Source organism: Streptococcus cameli (genome assembly GCF_053207365.1).
Map to the genome: position 1 here is coordinate 1 of NZ_JBRUIM010000001.1, position 12,626 is coordinate 12,626.

The following is a 12,626-nucleotide window of genomic DNA, read 5'->3' on the forward strand; positions in this document are numbered from 1 at the left end:
AATGCATTGTGTATCTCTCTTCATTAGCATAACATTGGTTTATTGGAATAGGAGATGATTGGTATTCTAAAGAGTATGCAACGGCTACTTGAGCGAATGTATTAGCTTGCTTTTTCGATGACAAATACTAAAAGAGAGTGGACTCATACAACCTTTTGGGTTACTGATTGAGTCTACTCTCTTTTTTGTACCCAAAATCCTCGAAAAGTGGTAGACTAAAGAAAATAAGATTTTAAGGAGAACCATGATGAATTGGTGGAAAAAAGAATTTCCGTTCATTCTATCCTATCTGTTAGTGCCTTATTTGGCTCGTATGTGGATGGAGGTATTTGGAGAAAATTACGCATCTGAATACTCGATTGTCTATATAATGCATTGTGTATCTCTCTTCATTAGCATAACATTGGTTTATTGGAATAGGAGATGATTGGTATTCTAAAGAGTATGCAACGGCTACTTGAGCGAATGTATTAGCTTGCTTTTTCGATGACAAATATTAAAAGAGAGTGGACTCATACAACCTTTTGGGTTACTGATTGAGTCTACTCTCTTTTTTGTACCCAAAATCCTCGAAAAGTGGTAGACTAAAGAAAATGTGAAGCATTTGCGAATAGTTTTATTGAGGAGGTTTTATGAAAGCTGAAATGATAGCAGTTGGAACAGAAATTTTGACTGGGCAAATTGTCAATACCAATGCCCAGTTTCTGTCCGAAAAGTGTGCAGAGTTGGGTATTGATGTCTATTTCCAAACGGCTGTTGGTGACAACGAAGAGCGGCTCCTATCGGTTATTGACATCGCCAGCAAGCGCAGTGATATGGTTATTCTTTGCGGCGGTTTAGGACCGACAGAAGATGATTTGACCAAACAGACCTTGGCCAAGTACCTCAAGCGAAAGCTTGTCTTTGATGACCAAGCCATGGCCAAACTGGATCAATTCTTTGCCAGTCGACCAGGTCGTGTCCGGACAGCTAACAATGAGCGTCAGGCCCAGTTGGTCGAAGGAAGCATACCGCTTCAAAATCCAACAGGTCTAGCAGTAGGTGGTTGGATTGAGCAAGATGGGGTCACTTATGTTGTCCTACCAGGACCACCAAGTGAATTAAAGCCCATGTTTACACAATCTTTACAGCCCTTACTGAATCAATCAGGTACCCAGCTCTACTCTAAAGTCTTGCGCTTCTTTGGGATTGGTGAAAGCCAGTTGGTGACTATTCTTTCTGAGATGATTGCCCATCAGACAGATCCGACCCTGGCTCCCTATGCCAAAACAGGAGAAGTCACTTTGCGGATTTCGACCAAGGCTGAGACAGAGCAAGAAGCCATGGAGCGCTTGGACGCTTTTGAAGCGGAAATCGTAGCCCACGATCACCTAGCAGATTATCTCTATGGATACGGAGAAGACAATAGTTTGTCCAAGGTTTTGGTAGAGCGATTGGTTGACAGCCAAGAGACCATCGCCATCCTTGAACAATATACAGGCGGGCTCCTACAAGCGGAGTTGACAGCTAATTTACAAGACCGTCAACTCTTTAAAGGAGGCCGTGTTTTTGCACTTGAAAATGGCGGAGCAGATCAAGCCAAAGAGCATGCGGAAACCTTGCGTAAGGGATTTGGATCCGATATTGGAGTGGCCGTTTTTGCCAATGAAATAGGTGAAAAACAGGTGGAATTACATGTGGCCATTGCTACCCAGGATAAAACGGTTGAACAGATCATTCCACTGGGGGGTTACGGGATGCTGCAACTGCGTCAAATTGCCTGTTTAAACGTTTATCAGTGCATACTTGACATTTTGTGAAATAGCAACTTTTTGCTATAATAGAACGAGTGAATAAGAAAATAGGAGACATATTTTGGCAAAAAAACCAGGAAAAAAATTAGACGAAATCACGAAGAAATTTGGTGATGAACGTAAAAAAGCTCTCGATGATGCCTTGAAGACCATTGAAAAAGACTTTGGTAAAGGAGCTATCATGCGTTTGGGCGAGCGTGCAGAACAAAAAGTTCAGGTCATGAGCTCAGGCTCGCTAGCGCTCGACATCGCTCTTGGAGCAGGTGGTTATCCAAAAGGCCGTATCGTAGAAATCTACGGACCAGAATCATCTGGTAAGACAACCGTTGCCCTTCATGCCGTTGCACAATGTCAAAAAGAAGGCGGAATCGCAGCCTTCATCGACGCAGAGCACGCCCTTGATCCACTTTATGCCCAAGCATTGGGTGTTAACATCGATGAGTTGCTCTTGTCTCAGCCTGATTCAGGGGAGCAAGGTCTTGAAATCGCAGGGAAGTTGATTGACTCAGGTGCGGTTGACCTCGTAGTTATCGACTCAGTTGCAGCCCTTGTGCCACGTGCCGAAATCGATGGGGACATCGGTGACAGCCACGTTGGTTTGCAGGCCCGTATGATGAGCCAAGCCATGCGTAAACTTGGAGCTTCCATTAACAAAACAAAGACTATCGCTATCTTTATCAACCAATTGCGTGAAAAAGTCGGCGTTATGTTTGGAAATCCTGAAACAACACCAGGTGGACGTGCCCTTAAATTCTACGCATCTGTTCGTTTGGATGTCCGTGGATCAACTCAAATCAAGGGTACTGGCGATCAAAAAGACCAAAACGTTGGTAAGGAAACCAAGATTAAGGTCGTGAAAAACAAGGTGGCTCCTCCCTTTAAAGAGGCCTTTGTGGAAATCATGTACGGAGAAGGGATTTCCCAAACCGGTGAGCTTGTGAAAATCGCTAGCGACCTCGGTATTATCAAGAAAGCAGGAGCTTGGTTCTCATACAACGATGAGAAAATTGGACAAGGTTCTGAAAACGCCAAGAAATTCCTTAAGGACAATCCAGCAGTCTTTGAAGAAATTGATCGCAAGGTCCGTGTTCATTTCGGCTTGATTGAGGGTGATGCAACACCAGAAACAGAAGAAACTGTTGCTGCAACAGAAGCAGACGAACTCATCCTCGACTTAGACGGCGGCATCGAGCTGGAGGATTAAAAATGTCCGGGGGACATTTTTAACCCGAGCCTAACAATGAGAAAGCTCGGCCGTCCGGGGGACATTTTTAATCCAAGGTCAGTGACTTTCCGAGTGATAGCTACCAATAAAGTTAACTCGATAGAGGAGATTTATAAACAAAGTTCAATAGTTGCAATGACTGTTTGAGTTTTATTCCGATTTTTATCGCGTTATTTTCAGAAAGGAACGGTGTATTTTTGTAAAAATGCACCGTTTTCTCTTCAAAAAAGTCTGAAAATAGCCAAAATAGGTCCCAAGACGGAGTTTTTTTGTGGTATAATACTCTATAATGTGTTTAGAAAATGTAGCAAAGGAGAGCCTACATGATAAAAATCTATACTGTGTCAAGTTGTACAAGTTGTAAAAAAGCTAAAAACTGGTTGAATGCCCATCAACTATCTTACAATGAACACAATCTTGGAAAAGAAGCTATTACAAAAGAAGAAATTTTAAATATTTTAACCAAAACAGAAAACGGAATCGCAAGTATTGTTTCCTCAAAAAATCGCTATGCTAAAAGCTTAGATTGTGATATTGAAGACTTGAGCGTAAACGAAGTGATTGAATTAATTACTGAAAATCCGCGGATTTTAAAAAGTCCTATTTTGATTGACGAAAAGCGACTTCAGGTAGGATACAAGGAAGACGATATCCGGGCGTTTTTACCACGTTCCGTTCGGAATGTGGAAAATGCACAAGCTCGTATGCGGGCAGCTTTATAATTACAAATAAAAGAAAAAGACAGCCAAAGCTGTCTTTTGTGTTTGATTTGACAAAGAAAAATCGCTATCATATAATGAAAAAGGTAGCTTCCTACCAGAAGGAGAAATCATGAAAAAGAAATTTATAATCATCTTGTTACTTGCTGTATTTTTAACTGCTTGTGGCTCACAAAATACAGATAAAAAAACAAAAGCAAATTTAGAAACCACATCAACAAGTCAAACTACTAAAAAAGAAACGGCATCTTCTAGCAAGAAAAAGGTAGAAGAGGTTGAAAAAACTGAAGTTTATCAATATGAAACAGAAGATGAGGGTGGCAAACAAATTATCAAAGAAACCATTATTTACAAAGGTGATGAGTTTCTGAAGATGGGCTTGCATATCACGCATAAGGCTACTGAAGAGGATAAGGCTAAATTTGCAGGTGTTGATTTTGAAACGGTCAAAACAGAGTTATTGGCTTACTTGGATCAGCAACCATCTATTCAGCAATTAAAAGCTGTTCCTGGTGTTTCTGTTGGGACTGCGGTCATGCCAGAATACGATATCATTATGGATGTGCAGATTGATATGAAAACGGTAGACTTGCAAGCTCTATCTGCCGTTGAAGGTATGGGGGCTGATCTCACACAACTTTCAGAATTAACACCAGCAGAATATATACTTGGTTTGAAACTAAATGGAGCAACAGCCGTAACACCATAAAGCCTTTTACGGCTTTGTTTCATTGAAAATAAGGGCTATTTATGGTATAATCATACTAAATAGAAATAGAAGGAAGGTGTAAGTATGGGATTTACCGAAGAAACGGTTCGTTTTCGTTTGGATGATACAAACAAACAAGAAATCAACCAAACCTTAACCAATGTTTACCACTCATTGGACGAAAAAGGATACAATCCAATAAACCAAATTGTAGGCTATGTATTAAGTGGAGATCCCGCTTATATTCCTCGTTACAATGACGCTCGTAATCAAATTCGTAAACACGAACGAGATGAAATCGTTGAAGAATTGGTTCGCTTTTATCTAAAAGAAAATGGAATTGACCTATAATGAGATTAATGGGGTTAGATGTTGGATCAAAAACAGTTGGAGTTGCGATTTCAGATCCTCTCGGCTTTACAGCTCAAGGTTTAGAGATTATTCCAATCGATGAGGAAAAGCAACAATTCGGTTTTGAGCGTCTGGATGAGCTTGTGAAGGAATATAAGGTTGACCAGTTTGTTGTTGGACTTCCTAAAAACATGAACAATACCAGTGGTCCGCGTGTTGAAGCCAGTCAAGCTTTTGGTCAATTATTGATTGAGCGGTATCAATTACCTGTTCACTACCAAGACGAGCGGCTGACCACGGTTGCTGCGGAGCGAATGCTCATTGAGCAGGCAGATATTAGCCGTGGGAAACGCAAGAAAGTTATTGACAAATTAGCTGCTCAGCTGATTTTACAAAATTATTTAGATAAAACATTTTAAGAGCAAAGATCTTTCAAAGACTATTACTGCTAAAAAGGAGAAAATATGGCACACGATCATAATCACGATCATGAAGAACGCGAATTTATTACATTGGTAGATGACAACGGTACAGAAACCTTGTTTGAAATCTTGTTGACGATTGATGGTCAAGAAGAATTTGGCAAAAATTATGTTCTCTTGATTCCAGCAAGTGCGGAAGAAGATGAAAATGGTGAAGTTGAAATCCAAGCCTACTCATATACTGAAAATGAAAATGGCACGGAAGGTGACTTGCAGCCAATCCCAGAAGATGCAACAGCAGAGTGGGATATGATTGAAGAAGTCTTCAATAGCTTTATGATGGAGGAATAAAAAGGTCCTGTGGACCTTTTTATCATGAGCTTGGCAATGTGAAAGCGAATTAAGGTCCTGTGGACCTTTTTATCATGAGCTTGGCAATGTGAAAGCGAATCAAGGTCCTGTGGACCTTTTTTCAGTCGCTTTTTTCGAATAAAGAGGTATGACACAAGAAGAAAAAGAATTTGTAGACGATTTTTGGAAAAAGTTGTATCATACTTTTCGCGATATTGAGCGGTATGCTATTTTGAGATCAAAACAGGATTGAAAATGACAGAGGATTGACTTTTTGTTATAATAGACTAGATTATAGCAAGGAGTTTTTCATGGTAGATGTAGATCATACAATCGATAAAAATGACTTTTCAAGAAAAGGTCGTTCTGGCGGTAGAAGACGCCGCAGAAAAGAACATGAAATAGAATTGAACGAGGAATTTTGGCAAGGTATTCCCAAAACGCCAGTGCTTCCTTCTTTTTTATGGAGTTTGATCGTTTCTTTGTTGAGTGTAGCGAATCCCTTACTGACGGGCTTGGCAGATAATATACAATCTCAGAATTTGTATGCTGGTTGGGCCATGCATGCAGGTCAACAACCTTACGGAGATTTTTTTGGAACAAATGGCGTTCTATACTATTTGCTCGTTTTTTTAAGTTATTTGTTGAAATTTCCGGTTGTGATTGCAGGCTTCCAGTTCATTGCACTCTTTATTGCAGGTATCTATCTCAATAAAATTGTGGTTTATTTTGCTAAACAAAGAGCTGTTGCTGATCAAATAACGATATGGTTCTATCTATTTATTATGGCCATTGGTTTTGGAGGGATCCATGCCAGCCTGTTTGCCCTGCCATTTCTTTTAACCAGTATTTGGTTTTTGATTCGGTATTTTGAAAATGCTGCAAGAGACGAAGCCTTTATCTTGTATGGTATTGATGCGGCCTTAGTGTTCATGATTTATCCAAAGAGCATTCTACTGTGGGTAGTGGCAAGTCTTGTTTTATTTGTCTATAATACCCAACAGAAACGCTTAGCTAGAGGTATTTACCAGTTTTTAGCTTCTGTATTTGGTTTTTTATTGATTACCTATACAGTTGGTTATTATGCTTTTGAGCAACAGATTTTAGGCATGGCGATCCAGCAAACCTTCCTATATACACTTAGCTTGGAATTTACTGATGCATCTATTTTATGGACCTTAGGAACAGTTTTCTTATTTCTTGTTCTATCTGGATTTTTGGTCAATCTGTTTCGTACAATGGCTTCGTTAAAAGCCCAATCTAGTCGTTATATTAAAATTGTCGTATTACTTGCTTTTCTAGTACAGCTTGTTTTTGTTATTGGGAATGCTTCCTTTGATTTGCATCAACTGATTATTTTGTTGCCGTATGGATTTTTAATGGCAGTACTACCGTTGCAAATTGATGGTAATACAGAGGCAGAAGATGGGTTTGATGAATTTGAGGAACTAAAACCAGATTATAGCTATTTAAAAACCTCATGGTTTCTTCCGCTTGTTATCTGTCTGGCTATTCCTTTTATCCCTATTTTGAGTTATCTACAAGAAGGAGAGCTTCATCAAGAGCGACTAACGGTTGCCCATTATATCCAATCGAATTCTCAACAAGAAGATCAGCTGGTCGCTTGGGACAACAGTGCTCAACTCTATCTACAAAGTAAACGTCTTTCTGCTGTCAAAATGCTGGCCACGGAGCCTTATTTGACAAACGAGGAAAATCAGACCAGTATGGTATATGATATCAATAAAAACAAGGCTAAATTTGTTGTTGTCAATAAGGATCTTGCCTTGCTTGAATCTGTGGAAATAAATCTTGATCACCATTATACTGAATTAGATTTGGGAACGACACACTTGCAGGTCTATCAATTAAACGAATGAAAACGACTGTGAAAACAGTCGTTTTTCTTTCTTTTAAAAAACTATATATTGTGTTTTAGTTTTTCATTAAAAGTAAAAAAACACAATATATTGTAAATTTTTTCTTGAATTGAATCTGATAAAGTGATAGACTATATGGTAATGACAAATCAAATATAGAAAGAGTGTGGATAGAAAAGATGGAAATGTTGGTGTTGAAACGAGACGGCCGTGCAGTGCCTTTTGACAGCAAGAAAATTGCTTCTGCCTTGGAGCGGGCGAATCAGGAATTGGCTCCTGAAAGATGGCTGACGGATGCTGCCTTGAGTCGGGTTCTGGACCTTGTCTTAGAGGAAATTCAGCGCCGCTTTGACAAGGACATCCAAATCTATGAAATTCAAAATATTGTGGAGCAGGAATTGCTTCGGTCGCACCATTATGCCTTGGCTGAAAAATACATCCAATACCGGACAAAGCGTGATTTTCAACGGCATGAGGCCATGGACATTAACATTGAAATCAACAAGTTACTGACCAAAGACCAAACCGTTGTCAATGAGAACGCCAATAAGGACAGTGAGGTCTTCAATACCCAGCGGGACCTAACAGCGGGTATTGTGGGCAAATCAATCGGTCTCAAGCTCTTGCCACCGCACGTAGCTAACGCCCATCAAAAGGGAGAAATCCATTACCATGATTTGGATTACAGCCCTTATACACCGATGACCAACTGCTGTTTGATTGATTTTAAGGGCATGTTGGCCCAAGGCTTTAAGATTGGAAATGCGGATGTGGAAAGCCCCAAATCCATTCAAACAGCAACTGCTCAGATTTCGCAAATCATTGCCAACGTGGCCTCTAGCCAATACGGTGGTTGTTCGGCAGACCGAATTGATGAAGTCTTGGCTCCCTATGCCAAGCTGAATTTTGACAAGCACCTCAAGGATGCCGAAACCTGGGTCATAGCAGATAAATGGGAAGAATATGCCCTGGAGAAGACCAAAAAGGACATCTACGATGCTATGCAGTCTTTGGAATATGAAATCAATACCCTCTTTACCTCCAATGGTCAAACGCCCTTTACGTCACTTGGTTTTGGCTTAGGAACAGACTGGTTTGAGCGGGAAATTCAAAAAGCTATTCTCAACATTCGCATCAAGGGCTTGGGCCGTGAAGGTCGGACAGCTATTTTTCCAAAATTGATCTTCACCCTCAAGCGTGGGGTCAATCTGGAGGAAGGATCGCCTAACTATGATATCAAGGAGCTGGCCTTGGAATGTGCTACCAAGCGGATGTACCCAGATGTCTTGTCCTATGACAAGATTGTAGAGTTGACAGGCTCTTTCAAGGTGCCAATGGGCTGCCGTTCCTTCTTGCAGGGCTGGAAAAATGAAAACGGCGAAGAAGTCAATTCTGGTCGGATGAATTTGGGTGTCGTAACGGTTAATCTCCCCCGTATTGCCTTGGAATCAGAAGGCAGTCAAGAGCGATTCTGGCAGATTTTCCAAGCGCGGATGGCCATTGCCAAAGATGCTTTGGTCTACCGTGTTAACCGTGTCAAGGAAGCAACTCCTGCCAATGCTCCAATTTTGTACCAATACGGGGCTTTTGGCCAACGCCTGGCCAAGGATGGATCGGTTGATGACCTGTTCAAGAACCGTCGGGCAACGATCTCCCTTGGTTACATCGGTTTGTACGAAGTGGCGACAGCTTTCTACGGGGGAGAATGGGAGAGCAATCCAGAAGCCAAAGACTTTACGGTGTCCATTGTCAAAGCCATGAAAGAATTGTGTGCGGACTGGTCTGACGAGTATGACTACCATTTTTCTGTCTACTCAACCCCTTCTGAAAGTTTGACAGACCGTTTCTGCCGTCTGGATACGGAGAAATTTGGTTTGGTGACAGACATTACGGATAAGCAGTACTACACCAATTCCTTCCACTATGATGTCAGAAAGAATCCAACCCCATTTGAAAAGTTGGATTTTGAGAAAATCTATCCAGAAGCAGGTGCCAGCGGAGGCTTTATCCACTACTGCGAGTACCCTGTCCTTCAGCAAAATCCAAAGGCCTTAGAGGCTGTCTGGGATTATGCCTATGATCGGGTGGGCTATCTGGGGACCAACACGCCAATTGATCGTTGCTATGCTTGTGACTTTGAGGGGGATTTTGAGCCGACCGAGCGTGGCTTCAAGTGCCCATCTTGTGGCAATACGGATCCAAAGACAGTCGATGTGGTCAAACGGACATGTGGCTATTTGGGCAACCCTCAGGCCAGACCAATGGTCAATGGACGACATAAGGAAATTGCTGCGCGTGTCAAACACATGAACGGCTCTACCATCAAGACAGCTGGTCAATAATATGGTAGAATAGTATCTCATAGACCAAGGAAAGGTTGAGCAAGAGCTCAAGTAAGGAAAAATGGGAAAATACCAATTAGATTACAAAGGCATGAAACAAGTCGAAAAGTTTCATGAAAAACATTCAACAGGCGGCAACCAGGACAAGAAATCACGGGTGCAAGCCTTGTTGAAACAAGCGCGTGACAAGAAAAAATAGAAGAGTAGAGGGAGAAAGCATGAAGCACATTGGAATCATTGGATTGGGAGGGATTTCGCAGAAAGCTTATCTCCCTTTTATGCGCCAATTAACAGGCATCCACTGGCATATTTTTACCCGCAATCAGGAAGTATTGCAGGAAGTTGCCTCCTTATTTAGCGCGGTGACTAGCTATGAGAGTGCTGCAGCCTTAGCGGCTGCAGACTTGGATGGCGTCTTTATCCATACGGCAACCCTAGCCCATGCAGAAACTGCCCAGCTCTTTCTTAACCGAGGCATTCCAGTCTACATGGACAAGCCTTTGACAGAGGATTTTGCGACCAGCAAGGCCTTGTATGACTTGGCAGCTGAAAAAGGAACGTTTCTCATGGCAGGTTTTAACCGTCGCTTTGCCCCTAAGGTGCAAAAAATGGCAGAGCAGGGCCAAAAAAGACGGATTATAGCTGAGAAAAATGATGTCAACCGTACAGGGGATTTGCAATTCAAACTCTTTGATTTCTTTATTCATCCCTTGGATACGGCCCTCTTTTTGGCAGACGAAGAGTTGGTTTCCGGTAGCTTCCGTTACCACCTTGACCAGCAAGCCTTGAGCCAAGTCAGTGTCACCCTTGAGACGGCGAACAGCACCATTGTGGCCAGCATGAACTTACAATCCGGTAGCCGTCGGGAAATTATGGAAGTGCAGACGCCAGAAGCGACCTATCACCTGGAAAATCTGGATGAACTCAGTATTTGCCAAGGGACTCAAACCCTGAAAGACGGCTTTGGGTCTTGGGATACAACCCTTTACAAACGTGGCTTTGAATCAGCGATTTTGAGCTTTTTGGAGGCTGTTGAAACCAAGGTCAATCCGGTCAGCCCGACATCTAGTTTATTGAGTCACTGGATTTGTGACCAAATCAATCGTTCCGAAACGACAAGTGGCCAACTTGAGGTCACTCTACCAGCATAGGGAGAAGGATATGCAACTACGACGACCAAGAAAAGACGACCGAGCAGCTATCGAGGAGATGATGGCTGAATTTATCGAGACAGGTTCTGCCACAGACGGTGGTTTTTGGAATCCTGAAAACTTTGACTACGATGACTGGCTCCAGTACAATGCGGATGCGGAGATGGGCCTCAATATTCCAGAGGAGTTTGTCCCAGCTGTCCAATTTGTCTCCTTTGATGAGGAGGGACGGGCGCTAGGCTTTCTTCACCTCCGCCTGCGGCTCAATGACTTTCTACTCCAAAAAGGTGGACATATCGGCTATTCCGTTAGACCCAGCGAGCGGGGTAAGGGCTACGCCAAAGAGCAATTGCGCTTAGGGCTCTTAGAATGCCCTAAGAAGAATATTCAAAAAGCCCTGATTACCTGCTCGGAGACCAATCCAGCCAGCCGAGCCACCATTGTGGCCAACGGCGGTGTGCTAGAAGATGTCCGAGAAGGAACAGAGAGGTATTGGGTAGAAGTGGAGAACTAGTATGTACTTACGACAGCCCCAAGCAAGAGATGAGCAAGCTTTTTTAGAGATGGCTAGGGAATTCGAGAGATTTGGTTGTCGAATGAGCGGTGCAATTGCTGTTTGGTCGGCTGCCAAGGGCGATTTTAAGCATTTTATAAATTTGTTGAAGCAGCAAGAAAATCAGGATATTATTGCTAGTGGACTGGGGCCGTTTCGCCTATTTTTGACTTGGGAAGAGAAGCAGTTGGTCGGTTTACTTGCTCTCCGGACAACGACAACTCCATCCATTCTAAGGGAATACGGGCATATCGGCTACTGTATTCGACCTAGTCAGCGAGGCAAGGGTCTGTCTAAAGAGCAACTACGTTTGGGATTACTAGAAGCAAAACAATTCGGCATAAAATGGCTTCTTCTAACTTGTCATCAGGAAAATGAGGCAAGCAGGAGGACGATTTTAGCCAATGGTGGCCAGTATGAAAAAACAACTGATACCGATGATTTTTACTGGATTAATGTCGAGTGATGGCGAGAGGAGGCTTGTATGAACCATCCAAAACCTCAGGAATGGAAGGCTGAGGAACTCAGCCAGGGACGGATTATCGATTACAAGGCCTTTAACTTTGTGGATGGCGAGGGTGTCCGTTGCAGCCTCTATGTCAGCGGATGTCTCTTTCACTGCGAGGGGTGCTACAATGTAGCGACTTGGAACTTCAAGGCAGGAATCCCTTACACAGCAGAGCTGGAGGAGCAAATCATGATGGATTTGGCCCAGCCCTATGTCCAAGGGTTGACCCTTTTGGGCGGGGAACCCTTTTTGAACACAGGGATTTTGCTGCCCTTGGTTAAACGGATTCGAAGAGAATTGCCTGACAAGGACATCTGGTCTTGGACGGGTTATACCTGGGAAGAGATGATGCTGGAAACAGAGGACAAGCTGGAATTGCTGGGGCTGATTGATATTCTTGTTGATGGTCGCTTTGATCGGACCAAGAAAAACCTCATGCTCCAATTTCGGGGTTCGTCCAACCAGCGCATCATCGATGTCCCCAAATCCTTGGCGACTGGGCAAGTCGTGATCTGGGACAAACTTAAGGATGGCCAACAAACCTACAACCCTGTGAATCGAGAAAGTTGAAAACCTGAGTAGGAACTCAGGTTTTTTAAGCGCTGAAAAAATTCCGAGGCGC

The 12,626-nt window shown here is 42.7% G+C and carries 14 protein-coding genes; all 14 read left to right on the forward strand.

All coding sequences use genetic code 11. The features are described from left to right. Positions 1 to 632: 632 nt before the first annotated feature. Positions 633 to 1,799 carry a competence/damage-inducible protein A gene (locus ACVR1I_RS00005; RefSeq protein WP_447442007.1) on the forward strand — a complete coding sequence of 389 codons (1,167 nt, stop codon included), beginning with the start codon at positions 633 to 635 and terminating at the stop codon, positions 1,797 to 1,799. Positions 1,800 to 1,854: 55 nt separating this feature from the next. Further along, positions 1,855 to 2,997 carry a recombinase RecA gene (gene recA / locus ACVR1I_RS00010; protein WP_447442008.1) on the forward strand — a complete coding sequence of 381 codons (1,143 nt, stop codon included), beginning with the start codon at positions 1,855 to 1,857 and terminating at the stop codon, positions 2,995 to 2,997. Positions 2,998 to 3,341: 344 nt separating this feature from the next. After that, positions 3,342 to 3,740 carry a transcriptional regulator Spx gene (spx, locus tag ACVR1I_RS00015; protein ID WP_447442009.1) on the forward strand — a complete coding sequence of 133 codons (399 nt, stop codon included), beginning with the start codon at positions 3,342 to 3,344 and terminating at the stop codon, positions 3,738 to 3,740. Positions 3,741 to 3,849: 109 nt separating this feature from the next. Continuing rightward, positions 3,850 to 4,446, forward strand: coding sequence for an SP0191 family lipoprotein (locus ACVR1I_RS00020; RefSeq protein WP_447442010.1), 597 nt, complete (start codon positions 3,850 to 3,852; stop codon positions 4,444 to 4,446). Between the two features lie 84 nt (positions 4,447 to 4,530). Then, positions 4,531 to 4,797: an IreB family regulatory phosphoprotein gene (locus ACVR1I_RS00025; RefSeq protein WP_447442011.1), complete on the forward strand. Its 267-nt coding sequence runs from the start codon at positions 4,531 to 4,533 to the stop codon at positions 4,795 to 4,797. Continuing rightward, positions 4,797 to 5,216, forward strand: a complete 420-nt coding sequence (ruvX, locus tag ACVR1I_RS00030; RefSeq protein WP_447442012.1) for a Holliday junction resolvase RuvX — start codon at positions 4,797 to 4,799, stop codon at positions 5,214 to 5,216. The genes ACVR1I_RS00025 and ruvX overlap by 1 nt, the downstream gene beginning before the upstream one ends. Before the next feature lie 45 nt (positions 5,217 to 5,261). Continuing rightward, complete coding sequence (locus tag ACVR1I_RS00035; RefSeq protein WP_447442013.1) at positions 5,262 to 5,570, forward strand: DUF1292 domain-containing protein; 309 nt, start codon at positions 5,262 to 5,264, stop codon at positions 5,568 to 5,570. A 311-nt stretch (positions 5,571 to 5,881) separates the two neighbouring features. Beyond that, positions 5,882 to 7,450 (forward strand): SRPBCC family protein, encoded by a 1,569-nt coding sequence (locus tag ACVR1I_RS00040; protein ID WP_447442014.1) that lies wholly within the window; start codon positions 5,882 to 5,884, stop codon positions 7,448 to 7,450. A 179-nt stretch (positions 7,451 to 7,629) separates the two neighbouring features. After that, a complete protein-coding gene (nrdD, locus tag ACVR1I_RS00045) occupies positions 7,630 to 9,792 on the forward strand; it encodes an anaerobic ribonucleoside-triphosphate reductase (RefSeq protein ID WP_447442015.1) in 2,163 nt (720 codons plus the stop codon). Positions 9,793 to 9,853: 61 nt separating this feature from the next. Further along, positions 9,854 to 9,991, forward strand: coding sequence for a hypothetical protein (locus ACVR1I_RS00050; RefSeq protein ID WP_447442016.1), 138 nt, complete (start codon positions 9,854 to 9,856; stop codon positions 9,989 to 9,991). A 19-nt stretch (positions 9,992 to 10,010) separates the two neighbouring features. After that, positions 10,011 to 10,943, forward strand: coding sequence for a Gfo/Idh/MocA family protein (locus ACVR1I_RS00055; protein WP_447442017.1), 933 nt, complete (start codon positions 10,011 to 10,013; stop codon positions 10,941 to 10,943). A 10-nt stretch (positions 10,944 to 10,953) separates the two neighbouring features. Continuing rightward, positions 10,954 to 11,457, forward strand: coding sequence for a GNAT family N-acetyltransferase (locus ACVR1I_RS00060; RefSeq protein ID WP_447442018.1), 504 nt, complete (start codon positions 10,954 to 10,956; stop codon positions 11,455 to 11,457). 1 nt (position 11,458) lies between these two features. After that, a complete protein-coding gene (locus ACVR1I_RS00065) occupies positions 11,459 to 11,962 on the forward strand; it encodes a GNAT family N-acetyltransferase (RefSeq protein WP_447442019.1) in 504 nt (167 codons plus the stop codon). Between the two features lie 18 nt (positions 11,963 to 11,980). After that, positions 11,981 to 12,574 carry an anaerobic ribonucleoside-triphosphate reductase activating protein gene (gene nrdG / locus ACVR1I_RS00070; RefSeq protein WP_447442020.1) on the forward strand — a complete coding sequence of 198 codons (594 nt, stop codon included), beginning with the start codon at positions 11,981 to 11,983 and terminating at the stop codon, positions 12,572 to 12,574. Positions 12,575 to 12,626: the final 52 nt, after the last annotated feature.